General features: G+C 61.7%; 17 protein-coding genes. 8 read left to right on the top strand and 9 right to left on the bottom strand.

Annotation, left to right across the window (positions count from 1 at the left end; all coding sequences use genetic code 11):
- Positions 1-322: 322 nt before the first annotated feature.
- On the bottom strand, positions 323-760 hold the full coding sequence (locus C8K58_RS18115; RefSeq protein WP_027604243.1) for a hypothetical protein: 438 nt from the start codon (positions 758-760) through the stop codon (positions 323-325).
- 105 nt (positions 761-865) lie between these two features.
- On the opposite strand from C8K58_RS18115, the gene C8K58_RS18110 reads away from it, so the two are divergent.
- On the top strand, positions 866-1,306 hold the full coding sequence (locus C8K58_RS18110; protein WP_027604244.1) for a universal stress protein: 441 nt from the start codon (positions 866-868) through the stop codon (positions 1,304-1,306).
- Between the two features lie 82 nt (positions 1,307-1,388).
- Here C8K58_RS18110 and C8K58_RS18105 read toward each other — a convergent pair whose 3' ends face one another.
- Positions 1,389-3,308 carry an ATP-binding cassette domain-containing protein gene (locus tag C8K58_RS18105; RefSeq protein ID WP_027604245.1) on the bottom strand — a complete coding sequence of 640 codons (1,920 nt, stop codon included), beginning with the start codon at positions 3,306-3,308 and terminating at the stop codon, positions 1,389-1,391.
- A gap of 213 nt (positions 3,309-3,521) precedes the next feature.
- Between C8K58_RS18105 and C8K58_RS18100 the strand changes: the two genes are divergently transcribed.
- Positions 3,522-5,450, top strand: coding sequence for a transglycosylase SLT domain-containing protein (locus C8K58_RS18100; RefSeq protein ID WP_027604246.1), 1,929 nt, complete (start codon positions 3,522-3,524; stop codon positions 5,448-5,450).
- A 65-nt stretch (positions 5,451-5,515) separates the two neighbouring features.
- Here C8K58_RS18100 and C8K58_RS18095 read toward each other — a convergent pair whose 3' ends face one another.
- Positions 5,516-7,300 (bottom strand): ABC transporter transmembrane domain-containing protein, encoded by a 1,785-nt coding sequence (locus C8K58_RS18095; RefSeq protein WP_166655311.1) that lies wholly within the window; start codon positions 7,298-7,300, stop codon positions 5,516-5,518.
- A 246-nt stretch (positions 7,301-7,546) separates the two neighbouring features.
- Here C8K58_RS18095 and C8K58_RS32525 point away from each other — a divergent pair, with 246 nt between their 5' ends.
- Positions 7,547-7,720: a PA1571 family protein gene (locus C8K58_RS32525; RefSeq protein ID WP_027604248.1), complete on the top strand. Its 174-nt coding sequence runs from the start codon at positions 7,547-7,549 to the stop codon at positions 7,718-7,720.
- A 54-nt stretch (positions 7,721-7,774) separates the two neighbouring features.
- Here C8K58_RS32525 and pdxB read toward each other — a convergent pair whose 3' ends face one another.
- Positions 7,775-8,920 (bottom strand): 4-phosphoerythronate dehydrogenase PdxB, encoded by a 1,146-nt coding sequence (gene pdxB / locus C8K58_RS18090; RefSeq protein ID WP_027604249.1) that lies wholly within the window; start codon positions 8,918-8,920, stop codon positions 7,775-7,777.
- Positions 8,921-9,081: 161 nt separating this feature from the next.
- On the opposite strand from pdxB, the gene C8K58_RS18085 reads away from it, so the two are divergent.
- Positions 9,082-10,476, top strand: a complete 1,395-nt coding sequence (locus C8K58_RS18085; RefSeq protein ID WP_027604250.1) for an MATE family efflux transporter — start codon at positions 9,082-9,084, stop codon at positions 10,474-10,476.
- Here the strand turns inward: C8K58_RS18085 and tusA are convergent.
- The gene (gene tusA, locus C8K58_RS18080; RefSeq protein WP_027604251.1) at positions 10,473-10,724 is read right to left on the bottom strand and encodes a sulfurtransferase TusA; all 252 of its coding nucleotides are present in this window, start codon (positions 10,722-10,724) and stop codon (positions 10,473-10,475) included. The two genes, C8K58_RS18085 and tusA, sit on opposite strands and share 4 nt — an antisense overlap.
- A 27-nt stretch (positions 10,725-10,751) precedes the next feature.
- On the bottom strand, positions 10,752-11,828 hold the full coding sequence (gene rlmM, locus C8K58_RS18075; RefSeq protein ID WP_053136601.1) for a 23S rRNA (cytidine(2498)-2'-O)-methyltransferase RlmM: 1,077 nt from the start codon (positions 11,826-11,828) through the stop codon (positions 10,752-10,754).
- A 196-nt stretch (positions 11,829-12,024) separates the two neighbouring features.
- On the opposite strand from rlmM, the gene acnA reads away from it, so the two are divergent.
- The gene (gene acnA, locus C8K58_RS18070; protein WP_108574008.1) at positions 12,025-14,766 is read left to right on the top strand and encodes an aconitate hydratase AcnA; all 2,742 of its coding nucleotides are present in this window, start codon (positions 12,025-12,027) and stop codon (positions 14,764-14,766) included.
- Between the two features lie 131 nt (positions 14,767-14,897).
- On the opposite strand, the gene C8K58_RS18065 is transcribed toward acnA, so the two are convergent.
- Both C8K58_RS18065 and cysK read right to left on the bottom strand, forming a co-directional pair.
- Complete coding sequence (locus tag C8K58_RS18065) at positions 14,898-15,836, bottom strand: aspartyl/asparaginyl beta-hydroxylase domain-containing protein (protein ID WP_027604254.1); 939 nt, start codon at positions 15,834-15,836, stop codon at positions 14,898-14,900.
- 127 nt (positions 15,837-15,963) lie between these two features.
- Entirely contained in the window at positions 15,964-16,938 is a 975-nt protein-coding gene (cysK, locus tag C8K58_RS18060) for a cysteine synthase A (RefSeq protein ID WP_108574007.1), read from the bottom strand.
- Between the two features lie 128 nt (positions 16,939-17,066).
- On the opposite strand from cysK, the gene C8K58_RS18055 reads away from it, so the two are divergent.
- From C8K58_RS18055 to C8K58_RS18045, 3 genes are all read left to right on the top strand, one after another.
- Positions 17,067-18,143 carry a DUF748 domain-containing protein gene (locus tag C8K58_RS18055; RefSeq protein WP_108574006.1) on the top strand — a complete coding sequence of 359 codons (1,077 nt, stop codon included), beginning with the start codon at positions 17,067-17,069 and terminating at the stop codon, positions 18,141-18,143.
- A gap of 100 nt (positions 18,144-18,243) precedes the next feature.
- The gene (locus C8K58_RS18050; protein ID WP_065938937.1) at positions 18,244-19,089 is read left to right on the top strand and encodes a MoxR family ATPase; all 846 of its coding nucleotides are present in this window, start codon (positions 18,244-18,246) and stop codon (positions 19,087-19,089) included.
- Positions 19,089-20,267 (top strand): VWA domain-containing protein, encoded by a 1,179-nt coding sequence (locus C8K58_RS18045; protein WP_024074064.1) that lies wholly within the window; start codon positions 19,089-19,091, stop codon positions 20,265-20,267. Before C8K58_RS18050 ends, C8K58_RS18045 begins: the two co-directional genes overlap by 1 nt.
- Before the next feature lie 42 nt (positions 20,268-20,309).
- On the opposite strand, the gene C8K58_RS18040 is transcribed toward C8K58_RS18045, so the two are convergent.
- Positions 20,310-20,852: a hypothetical protein gene (locus C8K58_RS18040; RefSeq protein ID WP_098480193.1), complete on the bottom strand. Its 543-nt coding sequence runs from the start codon at positions 20,850-20,852 to the stop codon at positions 20,310-20,312.
- Positions 20,853-20,868 lie beyond the last annotated feature (16 nt).

The raw sequence follows: 20,868 nt of genomic DNA, 5'->3' as shown, positions 1-20,868 counted from the left end.
TTGATTTGGGTACGCCACCTTCATCCAATTCCGAGCAATTGTCAATCGCTCGAAAGGCTAGGAAAAACGCGACTTTCCAGTCATTTCAGAACCCCGGGGCCAGGCCCGCGATTCGTCAATATTCGACTATTCACGAAATCAATAATGAAAAAGATAGGGAAAACCGCTGTACAGAACCGAATATGCCGCTAGGCTAGCGACAACCGAAACGCGCCTGGATGAACATCCGGCGAGGGAAACCCGGATTTACCGGCCTGCCTGGCCAACTCCAGCCCGATGATGCTTTCGGGCTTTTTATTGCCTGGGGTTTGACACACAGGTGTCAGGCCAGGGCCTTGAGCAATGTATCAATGGCCAGCAGGTCGCTCGCCTCGCCCTTCTCGCCCCAGTAAAGGGCGATCATTTGCTTGTCGGCCTCGACCTTGTAGACATTCGCCGGCAGCGTTGCAAAATGCGGCAACAACTTCTCATCCACACATACTTCGCGCCACTGATTGACCCACACGCCCGGCTCCAGCTGCCAGTAGCTCCAAACGGCCGGCATACTGCCGCGCCGGGGTCGGCAGTACTGCGCACAGGGGCTCGGCGGCTCTTGCTTGAGCCAGTGCGGCCATTCCTGGGGCGCCAGTTGCATGGCCAGGCCGATGCGGCGTGCCTCCATGCGCAGGGCCATGCGCCCGCTCTGATGGCGCGATGGGCGCAGCCATGCCAGGGGGCTCAGAACCACGACAAGGATTGACACCACTATCCAGACCGTCATATGTGTACTCCCGATTTTTCTGATGAGCGGATTTGACCTGACGCAACCCTATCCGCTTGAAAGCAGCCATACTGAATCTATTGCAGTCCCCTGGAGGAACGCCCCATGTCCTACGAACATATTCTGGTCGCCGTAGACCTGACCGAAGAGTGCGATCCAGTGATCAAGCGCGCCCGAGCGTTTGCCGTTGCCAGTGGCGCAAAACTGTCACTGGTGCATATCGTCGAGCCCATGGCCATGGCCTTTGGCGGCGACGTGCCCATGGACCTCTCCCAACTGCAGCAACAACAGTTCGACCAGGCCAAGGAGCGCCTTGACCGCCTGATCGTCAAATACCCCGAAGTGACCAAGGAAAACTCCCACCTCACCTACGGCCAACCGCGCCAGGAAATCCACCACCTGGCCAAGGAGCAGCATTGCGACCTGATCGTGGTCGGCAGCCATGGCCGTCATGGTTTGGCGTTGCTGCTGGGTTCTACTGCCAATGATGTGCTGCACGGTGCGCCGTGCGATGTATTGGCCGTCAGGCTGGTAAAAACCTCTTAAGGCCACATTTGAACCGCATTTCATATGAAAAAGCCCGGCGCCCATATTAGGGCGCCGGGCTTTTTTATTGCACGAAGGTCACTCAGGCATCCAGCTCGGCCCAACGCTCGACCAGCACTTCCAGCTCCTGGTTCAACGTCTCCAGGGAGGCGATGACCTTGGCGGTTTCCGCCGCCGGGCGCAGGTAGAAACCTGCGTCAGCCATTTCCGCTTCTACCGCGGCGATCTGCTGTTCCTTGGCGTCGATATCACCCGGCAAGGCTTCCAGCTCACGCTGCAGCTTGTAGCTGAGTTTCTTCTTGGCCGCCGGTGCCGCTTCCTGGGCCGGTGCAGCCGCTTCCACCGGAGCCACCACTGCGGAGGCCAGGTCGGCCTTGCCGGACTTGCTCTCGGTCACGCCCAACAGGCGCGGCGAGCCGCCCTGACGCAGCCAGTCCTGGTAACCACCGACGTATTCGCGCACCTTGCCTTCACCTTCGAAGACCAGGGTGCTGGTGACCACGTTGTCGAGGAATGCCCGGTCGTGGCTGACCATCAGCACAGTGCCGTTGAAGGTCAGCAGGACCTCTTCCAGCAGCTCGAGGGTTTCCACGTCGAGGTCGTTGGTCGGTTCGTCGAGCACCAGCAGGTTGGCCGGCTTGCTGAACAGCTTGGCCAGCAGCAGGCGCGCACGCTCGCCACCGGACAAGGCCTTCACTGGCGTACGCGCACGTTGCGGGCTGAACAGGAAATCGCCCAGGTAGCTGAGTACGTGGCGGCTCTGGCCGTCGATATCGATAAAGTCGCGGCCTTCGGCGACGTTGTCGATCACGGTCTTTTCCAGGTCCAACTGATGGCGCAACTGGTCGAAGTAGGCCACGTCGATGCGCGTGCCCTCCTCCACCGTGCCGCTGGTCGGCTGCAGACCATTGAGCATCAGCTTGAGCAAGGTGGTCTTGCCGGTACCGTTGGCACCCAACAGGCCGATACGGTCGCCGCGTTGCAGGACCATGGAGAAGTCCTTGATCAGGAACGGGCCATCCGGATGATGGAAGCTGACGTTCTCCAGCACCATGACCTGCTTGCCCGACTTATCGGCGGTATCCAGCTGGATATTGGCCTTGCCGGTGCGCTCGCGACGTTCGCTGCGCTCTACGCGCAGGGCCTTGAGGGCACGCACGCGGCCTTCGTTACGGGTGCGACGCGCCTTGATGCCCTGGCGGATCCAGACTTCTTCCTGGGCCAGTTTCTTGTCGAACAGCGCGTTGGCGGTTTCTTCGGCAGCCAGCGTCGCCTCTTTGTGCACCAGGAAGCTGGCGTAATCGCCGTTCCAGTCGATCAGGCCACCACGGTCCAGCTCGAGGATCCGCGTGGCGAGGTTTTGCAGGAAGGAACGGTCATGCGTGATGAACAGCACGGCGCCCTGGAAATCCTTGAGGGCTTCTTCCAGCCAGGCGATGGCGCCGATGTCCAGGTGGTTGGTTGGCTCGTCGAGCAGCAGCAGGTCCGGCTCGGACACCAGGGCCTGGGCCAGCAGCACACGACGACGCCAGCCGCCGGACAACTCGGCGAGGGTCTTGTCGGCCGGCAGCTGCAGGCGGCTCAGGGTGCTGTCGACCAGTTGCTGCAGGCGCCAGCCGTCACGGGCTTCGAGGTCTTGCTGAACGTGCATCAGCTTGTCCAGGTCGGCTTCGGTGACGCAGTTCTGGGCCAGGTGATGGTATTGCGCAAGCAACTCACCGACACCGTCCAGGCCTTCGGCAACCACGTCGAACACAGTCCGTCCGTCGGCAACCGGCAATTCCTGCGGCAATTCGCCAATCTTGAGGCCTGGGGCGCGCCAGACAGAGCCGTCATCGGGCTTCTGGTCGCCCTTTACCAGCTTCATCATGCTGGACTTGCCGGTGCCGTTGCGGCCGATGATGCACACCCGCTCACCACGGGCGATCTGCCAGGACACCTTGTCCAACAACGGCATAGCGCCGAAAGCAAGGGACACATCGCTGAATTTGAGCAGGGTCATACGCTTCTCCAAAAACTGGGCGCGCATTCTACCTGACTTGAGGGTGGGATGCGGCCAGCATTTTCGCTACCGACACGTTCTGTAGGACATTTCCGGAGAACTTGAACGAACCACCCGGCAAAGCTTTCGCCGGCCGCTGGCAAAAGGCTAAGCTAGGGGCAATCAGTGTCGGCGGTGCCGGTGCTAGTCGTGATTTCTCTGCACGGACGTCTCATGCGCAGTCGCCTTTTCAACTTTTTATCTTGCCTGCTTCTTTCCGCCACCGCCGTTCAATCCGCCCAGGCCGTGGACCTCACCACCCAACGTCAATATTACGATGAAGCCAAACGCGCCCTGGCCAAGGGCGATACCGGCCCCTACATGCAATACAGCCAGGCCCTGGCCGACTACCCGCTGACGCCCTACCTGGCCTACGACGAACTGACCGCCCGGTTGAAGACCGCCAGCAACGAGGAAATCGAACAATTCCTCGCCAAAAACGGCGACCTGCCCCAGGCCAACTGGATGAAGCTGCGCTGGTTGCGCTGGTTGGCCGACCGTGGCGACTGGCAGACCTTTGAAAAGTACTACGACCCCAAGCTTAATTTCGTCGAGCTGGACTGCCTGCACGGTCAGTTCCAACTGACCCACAACCTCAAGGCTGAAGGCTACAAGACCACCGAAAAACTGTGGATGACCGGCAAATCCCAGCCGGCCGCCTGCGATGCCACCTTCAGCCAATGGGCCGCCGACGGCCAACTGACTGAACAAAAAATCTGGGACCGCGCCAAACTCGCCGCCGAAGCACGCAATTACCCGCTGGCCAACAGCCTGGTAAAAACCCTGCCGACCCTGGGCGCCCAGGGCCGCCTGATGGTGGACGTGGCGCAAAAACCCGACATGCTCGGCGACCCGTCGCGCTTCCTGCCGGCCACCGAGGCGATGTCTGACGCCGTGGGCCTGGGCCTGCGCCGCCTGGCACGCCAGGATCCGGACAAGGCCATGGCCCTGCTCGACGGTTACGCCAGCAGCATGCACTTCTCCCGTGACGAAAAAGTGGCAATCGCCCGTGAAATCGGCCTGACCCTGGCCAAGCGCTTCGACCCGCGGGCGCTTGAGGTGATGACCAAGTACGACCCCGAGTTGCGCGACAACACCGTGTCCGAATGGCGCCTGCGCCTGCTGTTGCGCCTGGCCCGCTGGGAAGATGCCTACCAACTGACGCGCAAACTCCCGCAGGATTTGGCCACCACCAACCGCTGGCGCTACTGGCAGGCCCGCAGCCTGGAACTGGCCGAGCCGAAAAACCCGCAAGCCCTGGTGCTGTACAAGAATCTCGCGCAGGAACGTGACTTCTATGGCTTCCTGGCCGCCGATCGCTCCAAGGCGCCGTACCAGTTGAAGAACAAGCCGCTGCTGATGAGCCAGGCGCTGGTCAACAAAGTGCGTAACACCCCGGGTGTGCGCCGTGCCCTTGAGTTCTACGCCCGTGGCCAGATCGTGGATGGCCGCCGCGAGTGGTACCACGTCAGCCGCCATTTCAACCGTGACGAAATGGTCGCCCAGGCCAAGCTGGCCTACGACATGAAGTGGTACTTCCCGGCGATCCGCACCATCAGCCAGGCCCAGTACTGGGATGACCTGGACATCCGCTTCCCGATGGCCCACCGCGACACCCTGGTGCGCGAAGCCAAGGTCCGTGGCCTGCATTCCAGCTGGGTATTCGCCATCACCCGCCAGGAAAGCGCCTTCATGGACGACGCCCGCTCCGGCGTCGGCGCCAGCGGCCTGATGCAACTGATGCCCGGCACCGCCAAGGACACCGCGCGCAAGTTCAGCATCCCGCTGGCCTCACCCGCCCAGGTGCTGGACCCGGACAAAAACATCCAGCTCGGCGCGGCTTACCTGAGCCAGGTGCACAGCCAGTTCAACGGCAACCGCGTCCTCGCCTCCGCCGCCTACAACGCCGGTCCCGGCCGCGTACGCCAATGGCTGCGCGGCGCCGACCACCTGAGCTTCGACGTCTGGGTGGAAAGCATCCCGTTCGACGAAACCCGCCAGTATGTGCAGAACGTGTTGTCTTATTCGGTGATCTACGGGCAGAAGCTCAACTCACCACAGCCGTTGGTGGATTGGCATGAGCGCTACTTTGATGATCAATAAGGTTTAAAGCAGAAATGAAAATGCCCGCATTGAGAGATGCGGGCATTTTTTATCGGCACCGAAACTCAGTGTTCGCTGCTCTCCTCAACCCCATCACTGAACTGCAACGCCGCCAATCGCGCATATAACGGATTGCTCGCAATCAACTGCTGATGCGTGCCCACCGCCACCAGCCTGCCCTGATCCATCACCGCGATGCGGTCAGCGTTCTTCACCGTCGCCAGTCGATGGGCGATAACCAGCGTGGTACGCCCTTGCATCAATTGCGGCAACGCTTGCTGGATCAGGTGTTCACTCTGGGCATCCAGGGCACTGGTGGCTTCGTCCAGCAGCAGGATCGGCGCGTCCACCAGCAACGCACGGGCAATCGCCAAGCGTTGGCGCTGGCCGCCGGAGAGGCCCATGCCGCCGTCGCCGAGGTGGGTCTGGTAGCCGTCGGGCATTTGCAGGATGAAATCGTGGGCGTGGGCGATGCGGGCAGCGGCTTCGACTTGCTCGCGGGTAGCGGTGGGGTTGCCGTAGCGGATGTTCTCTTCGACGCTGCCGAAGAACAGCGCCGGGCTCTGGGACACCAGGGCGAAGTGGCGACGCAGGTCCAGGGGGTCGAGATCGGTCAGCGCCTGGCCTTCAATCAGGATGCGGCCTTGCTGAGGATCGTAGAAACGCAGCAGCAGGTCGAAAAGCGTCGACTTGCCCGCGCCGGACGGCCCCACCAGTGCCAGGGTTTCGCCGGGGTTGATGCTCAGGTTCAGGCCGTCGATGGCGTAGCTGTCCGGTCGTGAAGGGTAGGAAAAGCGCAGGTCCTGCAGCTCCATGCGCCCGCTGACCCGCTCGGGCAACTGCACGCTGCCCGTGGCCGGCGCCTGGATCTCGTTGCTCGACTGCAACAGCTCACCAATGCGCTCCGCTGCACCGGCGGCACGTTGCAGTTCACCGAGGACTTCGCTCAGGGTACCGACGGCGCTGCCGACGATCAGGCTGTAGAACACGAACGCAGCCAGCTCGCCGCCGGAAATGCGCCCGCTGATCACATCCATTCCTCCGACCCAGAGCATCACGCCCACCGCACCCAGCACCAGCATGATCACCAGGGTGATCAACCAGGCGCGCTGGGCGATGCGTTTGCGGGCGGTGGTGAACGCCTCTTCCACGGTCACGGCAAAGCGTTGCTCGTCCTGGACCTGGTGGTTATAGGCTTGCACGGTCTTGATCTGGCCGAGGGTTTCGGACACGTAGCTGCCCACATCGGCGATACGGTCCTGGCTCAGGCGCGACAGGCTGCGTACGCGACGGCCGAAGATCAGGATCGGCGCCAGCACCAGCGGCAGCGCCACCACCACGATGCTGGTGAGCTTGGGGTTGGTGATGAACAACAGCACGATGCCGCCGATCACCATCAAGGCATTGCGCAGGAACAGCGACAACGACGAGCCGATCACCGATTGCAGCAGTGTGGTGTCGGTGGTCAACCGCGATTGGATTTCCGAGCTGCGGTTGTTCTCGTAGAAACCTGGATGCAGGTAGATCAGGTGGTTGAAGACCTGCCGGCGAATGTCCGCCACCACCCGCTCACCGATCCACGACACCAGGTAAAACCGCGCAAACGTGCCCACGGCCAAGCCCAGCACCAGGACCATGAACAGGCCGATGGACTGGTTGAGCAGGTGCGGCGACTGGGTCATGAAGCCCTGGTCCACCAGCAGGCGAATGCCCTGCCCCATGGACAAGGTGATGCCCGCAGTGACGATCAGCGCGACCAGGGCACCGAGGGCCTGCCAGCGGTAGGGCGCGATGAAGCGGCTGGCCAGGCGAATTGCACGGCGTTGACGGACTGAGAGCATGGAGGGCATCACCTGATCGGAAAGGGTTGGTACCTGCCTGCTTACATGGGGGGAACTTGCGCGAATAACAATGAGTCAGGTTAATTATGCCCGCCGATGCTGGCCCCTAGAGGCTATCGGTCTAACGCCCGGCTGGAAATCCACAGCGGTTTCTGGTGGACTGGATGTTCGAACCGGTGATCTCGTAAGGAGTTGTAACAGCGCGGTCACTCGGGGGCTATACAGTAGGTACACAACCTGATGAGGAGACAGGCCATGACCTTGCAAAACAGCAGCGATGCCAAGATTGAAGTGATCCGCCAACCGCAGCACTTGCCTTGCTCCGTGATCGACGCCCAGGGCCGCGAAGTGCAGATTACCGAAGAGATGATCCAGCAGGCGTGCCGCGAGCTGGAACAGCGACTGGTCAAGCCTGCCCAGCAAGGCTGAAGGGCCTACGCTCTTTCAAACCCGGCCCAGGTGGCCGGGTTTTTTGTTCGGTGTTTAAACGGTTGCCGCGCCCAATGCGGACACGATGCGCGCTAACACCGCTGACTCCCCATTCACAATGCGCACCTTCAAGCCGTCGATTTCACGACGCTCCGGATAATGCTTGCGCAGCACGTCGAACGCCTTGCGTTGTTCTTCGACGGTACCTACCAGGCTGCGGCGGAAATCCGCATCATCACGGCGCGGGTCGTACACGCTGCGGCACAACGTCGCCAGCGCCCAGGCGGGGTCGGTCGATGCGTTCAAGTGCACCTCGGCCAGCCACGGTTGCGGTAACAAGTCGCCCAGCTGAATGCTCGGCCCCTGGCCCAGGTGCGAGCAGAACGCCTGATAGATCTGCGCCGTACCGCGCTGCTTGCCATCAAGGCTGTAGCCGGCGATGTGCGGGGTGGCCAACACACACAGGTCGGCCAGGTCGACGTCCACCTCGGGCTCGCCTTCCCACACGTCCAGCACCGCTTGCAGGTCTTCACGCGCCAGCAGCACGTCGCGCAGGGCCGCGTTGTCCACCACCGGGCCACGGCTGGCGTTGATCAGCCAGGTGCCGGGCTTGAGGCGGCTGAGCCGATCGCGATCAAACAGGTGCCAGGTGGAACCATTGCCGGATTTGGTCAACGGCGTGTGCAGGCTGATCACATCGCATTGCTCGATGATCTGCTCGAGGCTGACGTAATCGCCGTCTTCGGCGATCTGGCGCGGCGGGTCGCAGACCAGCACGTTCCAGCCCAGGCCCTTGAGCACTTCGACCAGGCGCCCGCCCACTTCACCGGCGCCGACGACGCCATAGGTACGCTGGTTGAGGTCGGCGCCTTCGATCTCGGCCAGGGTTTGCAGGCTGCCCAGCACATAGTCCACCACGCCCCGCGCATTGCAGCCGGGAGCGCTGGACCACTGGATACCGGCCTGCTTGAAGTAATCGAGGTCGAGGTGGTCGGTGCCGATGGTGCAGGTGCCGACAAAACGCACCTTCGTGCCGTCCAACAGGGCGCGGTTGACGTTGGTCACCGAGCGCACCAGCAGCACATCGGCCTGTTCGACGGTGGCGCGGTCGATGGAACGACCGGACACTCGGCGAATCTCGCCAAATCCTTGGAAAAACTCATCGAGCAGCGGGATATTTTCGTCGGCAACAATCAACATGGCAGGCTCCTTTGGCGGATCAGCAGTGTACAGGGATGCGATCTTCAATGTGGGAGGGGGCTGGCAGGTCGCTTACAAATCCCTAACACAGGTTTTTTCCTGACCGTTACGTCAAGGCGTAGAATCCGCGGCCTTGCACCCTTTTGACTGGACTTGCGTACGTGAACACTGCCACTGCCCCCCTCACCCGCCCCGCCCGCATCAGCCGGGAAGTGGGTGGCCTGCTGACGCTCGCGCTGCCGATCATGATCGGCCAACTGGCAACCACGGCCATGAGCTTCGTCGATGCGGTGATGGCCGGGCGCGTCAGCCCCCAGGACCTGGCAGCGGTGGGCCTGGGCAACTCGATCTGGATTCCGGTGTACCTGCTGATGACCGGTACGCTGCTGGCCACCACGCCGAAAGTCGCCCAGCGCTACGGTGCGGGCCACTACGGCGAAATCGGGCCGTTGGTGCGTCAGTCACTGTGGCTGGCGGTGGTGGTCGGCATCATCGGCGCGCTGCTGTTGCTCTGCGCCGAGCCGATCCTGCATGCCATGAAGGTTGAGCCGGACCTTATCGCCCCCACCATGGGCTACCTGCATGGCATCGCCGCCGGGATGCCGGCCATCGCCCTCTACTACGTGCTGCGCTGTTTCAGTGATGGCCTGGGCCGCACCCTGCCCAGCATGGCCATGGGCCTGTGCGGGTTGGCGCTGAATATTCCGCTGAACTACATCTTCATCTACGGCCACCTGGGCGTGCCGGCCATGGGCGGCGTGGGCTGCGGCTGGGCCACGGCCATTGCGATGTGGGTGATGATGCTCGGCATGGCTGCCTGGACCCGCTGGGGGGCCGCCTACCAGAGCAGCGAACTGTTCAAGCGCTTCGACTGGCCGCAGTGGTCGGTGATCAAGCGCGTACTGGGGATTGGCCTGCCGATCGGCATCGCGATCTTTGCCGAATCGAGCATCTTTGCCGTCATCGCCCTGCTGCTCGGCAGCCTGGGCGCCACCGTTGTGTCGGGGCACCAGATCGCGCTGAACGTCAGCTCACTGGTGTTCATGATCCCTTATTCCCTGAGCATGGCCGTCACCGTGCGCGTCGGCCAGGCCCTGGGGCGTGGCGAGGCGCGTGAAGCACGCTTCGCCGCCGGGGTCGGCATGGGCACGGCGCTGGCGTACGCCTGCCTGTCGTGCAGCCTGATGCTGGTGTTTCGCGAGCAGATTGCGGCGATCTACACCCCGGACCCCATCGTCATCCACCTGGCCTCGACGCTGATCGTGTTTTCAGCGCTGTTCCAGTTCAGTGACTCGATCCAGGTCACCGCCGCCGGCGCCCTGCGGGGCTACCAGGACACCCGCGTCACTATGGTGCTGACCCTGTTTGCCTATTGGGGCGTGGGGCTGCCGGTGGGGTACGCCCTGGGGCTGAGCAACTGGCTGGGCGAACCCAGCGGCCCGAGCGGTTTGTGGCAAGGGCTAATCGTGGGCTTGAGCTGTGCGGCGGGGATGCTGCTGGTGCGCCTGGCGCGCAGTGCACGCCGGCGCATTCGCCTGGAGAAGGCGCGGGGTTAGTCGGCCTTTTTACGGATCCAGTAGAGGTACGTACCGGCCTGCTCCTGTTGATCCACCAGTTCATGGTCAAGGAACACGCAGAACTTGGGGATATCGCGGCGCGTCGACGGGTCGGTCGCGATCACCTTGAGCAAGCCGCCGGGCGGCAGGTCGCGGATGTGCTGGTGCAGCATCATCACCGGCTCAGGGCAGTTGAGGCCCGTTGCGTCGAGGGTGCCATCCACGGCGGTGTCGAAAATATCGCTCATTGTCTACTCCTGGAACCGGCGCTCAGTTTAGCGGGCCTTGGTTTTCTTCACATCCACCAGCCGACGCAGGTGGCAGGTCACTTCTTCACGGTCGTGATACAGCTGCTTGCAGCCGATCTCTACCCGAATGCCGCGCGCCTTGAAGCCGTCTTCGATACGCTCCAGCAGGCGCTTGACCTCGGCGTAACGCTGCTTCATCGGCAACTTCAGGTTCACCACCGCCTCGCGGCAATGCCCTTCGCCGATCCAGGTCTCCAGCAATGCCGCGTTGCGCGCCGGCTTTTCGACGATGTCGCAGACCATCCAGTCCACCGGCTGCTTGGGCACGAAGGTAAAGCCGTCGGCCATCAGGTGCTGCACCAGGCCGGTGTCCATCAGGCTTTCGGCCATGGGGCCGTTGTCGATGGCGGTCACCAGCATGCCACGGTTGACCAGTTGCCAGGTCCAGCCGCCAGGGGCAGCACCCAGATCGACACCGGTCATGTCGCCATGCAGGCGCTCGTCCCACTGGTCGCGGGGGATAAAGTGGTGCCAGGCCTCTTCCAGCTTCAGGGTCGAGCGGCTGGGCGCATCCCGGGGGAATTTCAACCGCGGGATGCCCATCGGCCACATCGCCGAGTTATTCGACTCGGCCAGGCCCATGAACACTTCGCGGCCGCTTTTGAAGGTCAGCAGCAGGCGCGGCTTGCTCGGGTCGTCTACCAGCTTGCCGGCGTTCAACAAGGCTTTGCGCAGGTGCACTTCGAATTTCTTGCAGAAGTTCGAGAGTTCCTTGCCGTCGTTGGTGTCGACCATCTCCAGCCACAGGCTGCCGCACACCGGGAATTCACGCAGGTGAGCGAGGATCACGCTGATACGGTCGGTTTCCGGCAGGTCGATAAACACCCCGCGCGCCCACTGCCGCGGGAAGATCAGCTCGGCAAAGCGCTGGCCGTGCATCAGGCGCTGGGCGCCGTCTTCTTCGGTGCAGACAAATTCGGCGCAGGCGCTGCCGGTCTTGGCCTTGGCGTAGCCGGAAACGTTCAGGCGCGCGGCGTGTTCCGCGATCTCGGAACAGACTTCGCCCTCAAAACCCGGGCGGCAGTGCATAAAAAGGGTGTTCATCGACTCTCCTGGTGACTCAACTGACGTTGCGCTATCGCAATGCCTGTCATGAAAACGCGCGCATGATAGCCGAGTTCGGAACCTTGGTTCTGTCCATAGAGTCCAGTAATTAGCCAGCTACTGAAAACAGCGCTAATTTGAAAGCTCTGTTCGTCCCGTCAGGTCCGTAGCCGTGCGGACCATAAGGAGTCATGTAATGTCATCCCTTGATAGCCTGAGTACCCTTAAAACTTTAGAAATCGACGACAAGACCTACCACTATTTCAGCCTGCCCGAGGCCGCCAAGCGCCTGGGTGACCTGGATAAGCTGCCGATGTCCCTCAAGGTGCTGCTGGAGAACCTGCTGCGCTGGGAGGACAACAAGACCGTCACCGGCGCCGACCTCAAGGCCATTGCCGCCTGGCTCAAAGAGCGCCAGTCCGACCGTGAGATCCAGTACCGCCCCGCCCGCGTGCTGATGCAGGACTTTACCGGCGTACCCGCCGTGGTCGACCTGGCCGCCATGCGCGCCGCCGTGGCCAAGGCCGGTGGCGACCCGCAGCGCATCAACCCGCTCTCGCCGGTGGACCTGGTGATCGACCACTCGGTGATGGTCGACAAGTTCGGCAACGCCGACGCCTTCGGGCAGAACGTCGACATCGAAATGCAGCGCAACGGCGAACGCTACGCCTTCCTGCGCTGGGGCCAGAGCGCCTTCGACAACTTCAGCGTGGTACCGCCGGGCACCGGCATCTGCCACCAGGTCAACCTCGAATACCTGGGCCGCACCGTGTGGACCAAGGACGAGGACGGTCGCACCTACGCCTTCCCCGACACCCTGGTGGGCACCGACTCCCACACCACCATGATCAACGGCCTCGGCGTGCTCGGCTGGGGCGTGGGCGGGATCGAAGCAGAAGCGGCGATGCTCGGCCAACCGGTGTCGATGCTGATCCCGGAAGTGATCGGCTTCAAGCTCACCGGCAAATTGAAAGAAGGCATCACCGCGACCGACCTGGTGCTGACCGTCACCCAGATGCTGCGCAAGAAAGGCGTGGTGGGTAAGTTCGTCGAGTTCTACGGCGACGGCCTGGCTGACCTGCCCCTGGCGGACCGCGCGACCATCGCCAACATGGCCCCGGAATACGGCGCCACCTGCGGCTTTTTCCCGGTGGATGAAGTGACGCTGGACTACCTGCGCCTGTCCGGTCGCCCGGCTGCCACCGTGAAGCTGGTCGAGGCCTACACCAAGGCCCAGGGCCTGTGGCGCCACGCTGGCCAGGAGCCGGTGTTCACCGACAGCCTGGCCCTCGACATGGGCAGCGTCGAAGCCAGCCTCGCCGGGCCGAAACGCCCACAGGACCGCGTGTCCCTGCCCAATGTCGGCCAGGCGTTCAGCGACTTCCTCGACCTGCAGTTCAAACCCACCACCAAGGAAGAAGGCCGCCTGGAAAGTGAAGGCGGCGGCGGTGTGGCCGTGGGCAACGCCGACCTGGTGGGCGAAACCGACTATGAATACGAAGGCCAGACCTATCGCCTGAAAAACGGCGCCGTGGTGATCGCCGCCATCACCTCCTGCACCAACACGTCCAACCCCAGCGTGATGATGGCCGCCGGGCTGGTGGCGAAAAAAGCCGTGGAGAAAGGCCTCACGCGCAAACCCTGGGTGAAAACCTCCCTGGCGCCTGGCTCCAAAGTGGTCACCGACTACTACAAGGCCGCGGGCCTCACCCAGTATCTGGATAAAATTGGCTTCGACCTCGTGGGCTATGGCTGCACCACCTGCATCGGCAACTCCGGGCCGTTGCCCGAGCCGATTGAAAAAGCCATCCAGAAGGCCGACCTCGCCGTAGCCTCGGTGCTGTCCGGCAACCGCAACTTCGAAGGCCGCGTGCACCCATTAGTGAAAACCAACTGGCTGGCCTCGCCGCCGCTGGTGGTGGCTTACGCCTTGGCGGGGACCGTACGCATCGATATCAGCAGCGAACCGCTGGGTAACGATCAACAGGGTAATCCGGTGTATTTGAAGGACATCTGGCCGAGCAGCCAGGAGATCGCCGACGCCGTTGCGCAGGTCAGCACCGGAATGTTCCACAAGGAATACGCCGAGGTATTTGCCGGTGACGAGCAATGGCAAGCCATTGAGGTGCCACAGGCCGCGACCTACGTGTGGCAAAAAGACTCTACCTACATCCAGCACCCGCCATTCTTCGACGACATCGCCGGGCCTCTGCCGGTGATCAAAGACGTCAAGGGCGCCCACGTACTGGCGTTGCTGGGGGACTCGGTGACCACCGACCACATCTCCCCCGCCGGCAACATCAAGACCGACAGCCCCGCCGGCCGCTACCTGCGCGAGCAAGGCGTGGAGCCGCGTGACTTCAACTCCTACGGCTCACGCCGGGGCAACCATGAAGTGATGATGCGCGGTACCTTCGCCAATATCCGCATCCGCAACGAAATGCTTGGCGGCGAGGAAGGCGGCAATACGCTGTACATCCCCACCGGCGAGAAAATGCCGATCTACGATGCGGCCATGAAGTACCAGGCCTCGGGCACATCGCTGGTGGTGATCGCCGGCCAGGAATACGGCACCGGCTCCAGCCGCGACTGGGCCGCCAAGGGCACCAACCTGCTGGGGGTCAAGGCGGTGATCGCCGAGAGTTTCGAGCGGATTCACCGTTCCAACCTGGTGGGCATGGGCGTGCTGCCGCTGCAGTTCAAGCTGGATCAGAACCGCAAGGCGTTGAAGCTTACGGGCAAGGAGAAGATCGATATCCTCGGCCTGACCGAGGTAGAGATCGTGCCGCGGATGAACCTGACGCTGGTGATCACCCGGGAGGACGGCAGCAGCGAGAAGGTCGAGGTGCTGTGCCGGATCGATACCTTGAATGAAGTGGAGTACTTCAAGTCGGGGGGGATTCTGCACTATGTGCTGCGGCAGTTGATTGCCTCTTAAGAACACAGGAGATCAAATGTGGGAGGGGGCTTGCTCCCGATAGCGGTGGATCAGTCATAGATGTTTTGACTGACATACCGCCATCGGGGGCAAGCCCCCTCCCACATTTTGACCGCGTCTAACGCTTCAGATCAGCCGAACAACCACTTCCACAGCAGTACCAACACCACTACCGCCAGCACCGGCCGCGCAATGCGGTAAGCCTTCGGATGCTTGCGCTTCCATTGCTTGACCACACCGCTGAACTTGTCGCTGAAGGTCTTGCTCCAGGCATACGCCTGGTTGATGCCGCCGACGCGCTCGTCATCCAGGTTCTGCGGTGCGGTGGCGCGGCCCAATTGCTTGCTGACCCAGCGGTTGACGCGGGTCATCAGGCGGTTGCTCAGGGGCCGCTCGATATCGCAGAACAGGATCACGCGGGTCTTGTCGGTTTCGTTTTTCACCCAGTGCACGTAGGTTTCATCGAACATCACGTCGTCACCGTCGCGCCAGGCATACACCTGGCCGTCGACGAAGATGCGGCAGTCGTCGGAGTTCGGCGTGGACAAGCCCAGGTGATACCGCAGGGAACCGGCAAACGGGTCACGGTGCGGGTTGAGGTGGCTGCCGCCCGGCAACAGCGCGAACATCGCGCCCTTGACGTTGGGGATGCTGCTCACCAGCGCCACGGTTTTCGGGCACAACGCCTCGGCCGATGGCAGGGGTTTGTCGTACCACTTGAGGTAGAAACGCTTCCAGCCTTTCTTGAAGAACGAACCGAAACCGGCATCGTTGTTCTTTTCGGCGGCGCGGATGTAACCCTCGTCGAACAGGTGCATGGCCTCTTCGCGGATCACTTCCCAGTTGTCCTTGAGCACGTCCAGTTCCGGGAACTTGCTGCGGTCCAGGTACGGCTTGGACGGCACGGCCGAAAACAGGTACATCAAGGCGTTATAGGGGGCGAACAGCGCCGAATGGTTGACGAACTGGCGCAACATCGGCAAACGGGCCTTGCCGCGCAGGTGCACATACAGCGTGCTGCCAATAAACAGCAACAACACCGACAGTTTGGCGGCCAAAGAAAAGGTCATGCAGCAACTCCTGGAAATAAGCGCCTGGCCAACAGCCTCCCGGCGACGGGAGGCCAGACGTGACAGCCGGCCATGATAAACAGTTGGGCCATTATGCAGAAGGCCCAGGCTGACCGGCTGACATAAATCAAGCCTGGTTTTCCTGCTCGGTAAACAAATCGCTGAACAGCATGCTCGACAGGTAGCGCTCACCGGAGTCCGGCAGGATCACCACAATGGTCTTGCCCTGCATTTCCGGCTTCTCGGCCAGGCGCACGGCCACGGCCATGGCGGCACCGCAGGAAATACCGCACAGGATGCCCTCTTCCTGCATCAGGCGCAGGGCCATGGCCTTGGATTCGTCGTCGGTCACCAGTTCCACGCGGTCGACCATCGACAGGTCGAGGTTCTTCGGCACGAACCCGGCGCCAATCCCCTGGATCTTGTGGGGGCTGGGCTTGATCTCGGCACCGGCCAGGGCCTGGGTGATCACCGGCGACACCATCGGCTCGACAGCCACCGACAGGATCGGCTTGCCTGCAGTGTTCTTGATGTAGCGCGACACACCGGTGATGGTGCCACCGGTGCCCACGCCCGCCACCAGCACGTCCACGGCGCCATCGGTGTCGTTCCAGATTTCCGGACCGGTGGTTTTTTCGTGGATGGCCGGGTTGGCCGGGTTTTCGAACTGGGCCGGCATAAAGTAGGTGGCCGGGTCACTGGCAACGATTTCGCCGGCCTTGTCGATGGCGCCCTTCATGCCCTTGGCCGGCTCGGTCAGGACCAATTCGGCGCCGAGGGCCTTGAGCACCTTGCGGCGTTCGATACTCATGGACGCCGGCATGGTCAGCAGCAACTTGTAGCCACGGGCGGCGGCGACAAAGGCCAGGCCGATACCGGTATTGCCGGAAGTCGGTTCAACGATGGTCATGCCCGGCTTGAGTTTGCCGGTGCCTTCGGCGTCCCAGATCATGTTTGCGCCAATGCGGCACTTCACCGAATAGCCTGGGTTACGCCCCTCGATCTTGGCCAGGATGGTCACGCCACGGGGTGCGATACGGTTGATCTGAACCAGGGGCGTGTTACCGATGGAGTGCGCGTTGTCTGCAAAAATGCGGCTCATGGCGGGTCCTATTAGGCGGTTTTCAGAAAGGCTCCAAGGGTATGCCTCGTGCTGCAAAGCGTCCAGTCGAAGGAACGTTGCGCCTGTCGCAGGGGTCCACCCCACTATATGGACAGAGGACCCTCCCCATGAAACGTCGCTACAGCTGGCCACTATGGACCATTGCCGGATTGCTGGTGGTCCTGGTCGCCGTGAGCATCGCGCTCCCTTACCTGGTGCGTAACTACCTGAATGACAAGCTCGCCGACATGGGCGATTACCGCGGCCAGGTGACCGACGTGGACCTCGCGCTATGGCGTGGCGCGTACCGGATCAACGGCCTGGAGATCGTCAAGGTCGACGGCAAGGTGCCCGTCCCGTTCGTCAAGGCGCCGCTGATCGACCTGGCGGTGAGCTGGCACGCTCTCTGGTACGACCACGCGGTGGTGGCCAAAGTGCTGTTTATCAAGCCCGAGGTTAACTTCGTCGACGGCGGTGCCAACAAGCAAGCCTCCCAGACCGGTAAGGGCACCGACTGGCGCGAGCAGTTGAGTAAGTTGGCCCCCATCACCCTCGATGAAGTGCGCATTGAAGACGGCAAGATCGCCTTCCACAACTTCAGCTCCAAGCCCGTGGTGAAGATCGACGCGACCGACGTCAACGCCAGCTTCTACAACCTGACCAATGTGGTAGACGTCAAAGGCCGGCGCGACGCGCGCTTCGACGGCAAGGCCCTGCTGCAAGGCCAGGCTCCGCTGGAAGCCACCGCCACCTTCGACCCGCTGAGCAATTTCGAGAATTTCGAGTTTCGCTTTCGCGCCAGGGACTTGCAGCTCAAGCGCATGAACGACTTCGCCGCGGCCTATGGCAAGTTCGACTTCAAGGCCGGCACCGGGGACGTAGTGATCGAAGCCCAGGCGGAAAAAGGTCAGTTGACCGGGTACATCAAGCCGCTGCTGCGCGACGTGGAAGTCTTCGACTGGCAGCAGGACGTGGAGAACAAGGACAAGAACATCTTTCGTTCGATCTGGGAGGCCGTGGTGGGCGCCAGCGAGACCGTATTGAAGAACCAGGCAAAGAACCAGTTCGCCACCCGCGTGGAGCTAAGTGGCAGCGTGCATCAGCAAAATGTCAGCGCGTTCTCCGCTTTTTTGGCGATTTTGCGTAATGGCTTTATCCAGGCGTTCAATGCGCGCTATGAGCAGCCAAAGCCTTCGGCGGATTGAGCCGTGACCGGTCATTCAGAGACTGAATAACCCGTCTGCGTTCACAGTCGCCGGGGCCGCGCGGTATAGTCCGGGCATTGATGAATTCGAGGAATGACCGATGAAGTTCGAAGGCACCCAGGCCTACGTTGCCACCGATGACCTGAAACTGGCCGTCAACGCTGCCATCACCCTGGAGCGTCCGCTGCTGGTCAAGGGTGAGCCCGGCACCGGCAAGACCATGCTCGCCGAACAACTGGCCGAGTCCTTCGGCGCCAAGCTGATTACCTGGCACATCAAGTCCACCACCAAGGCCCATCAGGGCCTGTACGAGTACGACGCGGTCAGCCGCCTGCGCGACTCGCAACTGGGGGTGGACAAGGTGCACGACGTGCGCAACTACCTGAAGAAGGGCAAGCTCTGGGAAGCGTTCGAGTCCGAGGAGCGTGTGATCCTGCTGATCGATGAAATCGACAAGGCCGACATCGAGTTCCCCAACGACCTGCTGCAGGAACTCGACAAGATGGAGTTCTACGTCTACGAAATCGACGAGACCATCAAGGCCCGGAAGCGCCCGATCATCATCATTACCTCCAACAACGAAAAAGAGCTGCCGGACGCGTTCCTGCGCCGCTGCTTCTTCCACTACATCGCCTTCCCCGACCGCACCACCCTGCAAAAAATCGTCGACGTGCACTACCCGGACATCAAGAAGGAGCTGGTCAGCGAGGCGCTGGACGTGTTTTTCGACGTGCGCAAAGTCCCCGGCCTGAAGAAAAAACCGTCCACCTCCGAGCTGGTCGACTGGCTCAAGTTGCTGATGGCCGACAATATCGGCGAAGCGGTGCTGCGCGAGCGCGACCCCACCAAGGCCATCCCGCCCCTGGCCGGTGCCTTGGTCAAGAACGAGCAAGACGTGCAGTTGCTCGAACGCCTGGCATTCATGAGCCGTCGCGGTAATCGATAATGTTGCTCAACCTGTTCAATGAAATGCGCGCAGCCAAGGTCCCGGTGTCGGTGCGCGAGCTGCTCGACCTGATCAACGCGCTGAAACAGCGCGTGACCTTTGCCGACATGGACGAGTTCTACTACTTGGCCCGGGCGATCCTGGTCAAGGACGAGCGGCATTTCGACAAGTTCGACCGCGCCTTCAGCGCCTACTTCAATGGCCTGGAAAAGCTCGACGATCACCTGCAGGCGCTGATCCCCGAAGACTGGCTGCGCAAGGAGTTCGAACGCTCGCTGAGCGACGAAGAGCGCGCACAGATCCAGTCCCTCGGCGGCCTCGACAAGCTGATCGAGGCATTCAAGAAACGCCTGGAAGAACAGAAGGAACGTCACGCCGGCGGCAATAAATGGATCGGCACCGGCGGTACCAGCCCGTTCGGCTCCGGCGGCTACAACCCCGAAGGCATTCGCGTCGGCGACGCCGGCAAGCGCCAGGGCAAGGCCGTGAAGGTCTGGGACCAGCGCGAGTACAAGAACCTCGACGACCAGGTGGAACTGGGCACCCGCAACATCAAGATCGCCCTGCGCCGACTGCGCAAGTTCGCCCGCCAGGGTGCGGCCGAAGAGCTGGACATCGATGGCACCATCGACCACACCGCCCGCGATGCCGGGCTGTTGAATATCCAGATGCGCCCGGAACGGCGCAACACCATCAAGCTGCTGTTGCTGTTCGATATCGGCGGCTCGATGGACGCCCACGTGAAGATCTGCGAAGAACTGTTCTCGGCCTGCAAGACCGAGTTCAAGCACCTTGAGTACTTCTACTTCCACAACTTCGTGTACGAGTCGGTGTGGAAGAATAACCAGCGCCGCACCTCCGAGCGCACCTCCACCCAGGACCTGCTGCACAAGTACGGTGCCGATTACAAAGTGATCTTTATCGGCGATGCGTCGATGGCGCCGTATGAAATCACCCAGGCCGGCGGCAGCGTCGAGCATTGGAATGAAGAGCCGGGGTATGTGTGGATGCAGCGCTTCATGGCCAAGTACAAGAAACTGATCTGGATAAACCCGTATCCCAAGGATACCTGGGGTTATACCGCGTCGACGGGGATTGTGCGGGAGTTGGTGGAAGACCAGATGTACCCGCTGACGTTGCGCGGGTTGGAAGAAGGCATGCGCTTCCTGTCCAAGTGATAGCAGGCCCATAGCCGATAACATCGGCTACGGGCCCCTCACTCAGCAGTGCTCGCGGTCGATCCAGGCAAACTTGAGGAAGAGCGCGGCGAACCGCTTGACCAGTTCCGAATCCTGACGGTCGACCTTCCCATCATTGTTGACGTCCTGGTTGATCGAGACAGAGGCGCCACGACCATTACCGTCGCTGTACACCGCTGCCGAATAGACAATGGTTTCATCTCGCGGCACCCCCTCCCCTTGATGAAAGTGCAAGCGCACCGTGTCGGGAATCCCGTTGTTATCAAAGTCACCGGCAAATACCTTCAGGTACTTGTCGAAGGGTTCGTCGAGGCTGAACCATTCGAACGCCAGAAACAGCTGGGCAAACTCGATGGCCATCTCTCGGTCCACGGTGTCGACAATGCCGTCCTGATTGAGATCGTCCGCAATGATCCAGTCGAACTGGCCGTCGTCGGTGATATCGAAGGCCGTGGCCCGATGGACAAGCGCGGGGGTCCTGGAATCGTCATAGAACTCCAGGTACACCACATCGGGAACATCGTTATCGAGCACATCTTGGGCAAAAATCTTCAAATAGCGCATGGAAAAGCCTGGATAG

This window comes from Pseudomonas sp. GV047 (assembly GCF_003058245.1).
Classification (GTDB): domain Bacteria; phylum Pseudomonadota; class Gammaproteobacteria; order Pseudomonadales; family Pseudomonadaceae; genus Aquipseudomonas; species Aquipseudomonas marginalis.
The sequence above is the reverse complement of the archived record's forward strand: the minus strand, read 5'-3'. Positions and strand labels throughout refer to the sequence as shown.

Excerpts from the sequence above, each read along its gene's own strand:
- C8K58_RS32525 (WP_027604248.1), top strand. The coding sequence starts at position 7,547 with ATGACCTTGCAAAACAGCAGCGATGCCAAGATTGAAGTGATCCGCCAA.
- tusA (WP_027604251.1), bottom strand. The coding sequence starts at position 10,724 with ATGAGCGATATTTTCGACACCGCCGTGGATGGCACCCTCGACGCAACG.
- C8K58_RS18110 (WP_027604244.1), top strand. The coding sequence starts at position 866 with ATGTCCTACGAACATATTCTGGTCGCCGTAGACCTGACCGAAGAGTGC.
- C8K58_RS18095 (WP_166655311.1), bottom strand. The coding sequence starts at position 7,300 with ATGCCCTCCATGCTCTCAGTCCGTCAACGCCGTGCAATTCGCCTGGCC.
- C8K58_RS18045 (WP_024074064.1), top strand. The coding sequence starts at position 19,089 with ATGTTGCTCAACCTGTTCAATGAAATGCGCGCAGCCAAGGTCCCGGTG.
- C8K58_RS18050 (WP_065938937.1), top strand. The coding sequence starts at position 18,244 with ATGAAGTTCGAAGGCACCCAGGCCTACGTTGCCACCGATGACCTGAAA.
- C8K58_RS18100 (WP_027604246.1), top strand. The coding sequence starts at position 3,522 with ATGCGCAGTCGCCTTTTCAACTTTTTATCTTGCCTGCTTCTTTCCGCC.
- acnA (WP_108574008.1), top strand. The coding sequence starts at position 12,025 with ATGTCATCCCTTGATAGCCTGAGTACCCTTAAAACTTTAGAAATCGAC.
- cysK (WP_108574007.1), bottom strand. The coding sequence starts at position 16,938 with ATGAGCCGCATTTTTGCAGACAACGCGCACTCCATCGGTAACACGCCC.
- C8K58_RS18115 (WP_027604243.1), bottom strand. The coding sequence starts at position 760 with ATGACGGTCTGGATAGTGGTGTCAATCCTTGTCGTGGTTCTGAGCCCC.
- C8K58_RS18040 (WP_098480193.1), bottom strand. The coding sequence starts at position 20,852 with ATGCGCTATTTGAAGATTTTTGCCCAAGATGTGCTCGATAACGATGTT.
- C8K58_RS18055 (WP_108574006.1), top strand. The coding sequence starts at position 17,067 with ATGAAACGTCGCTACAGCTGGCCACTATGGACCATTGCCGGATTGCTG.
- C8K58_RS18105 (WP_027604245.1), bottom strand. The coding sequence starts at position 3,308 with ATGACCCTGCTCAAATTCAGCGATGTGTCCCTTGCTTTCGGCGCTATG.
- C8K58_RS18065 (WP_027604254.1), bottom strand. The coding sequence starts at position 15,836 with ATGACCTTTTCTTTGGCCGCCAAACTGTCGGTGTTGTTGCTGTTTATT.
- rlmM (WP_053136601.1), bottom strand. The coding sequence starts at position 11,828 with ATGAACACCCTTTTTATGCACTGCCGCCCGGGTTTTGAGGGCGAAGTC.
- pdxB (WP_027604249.1), bottom strand. The coding sequence starts at position 8,920 with ATGTTGATTGTTGCCGACGAAAATATCCCGCTGCTCGATGAGTTTTTC.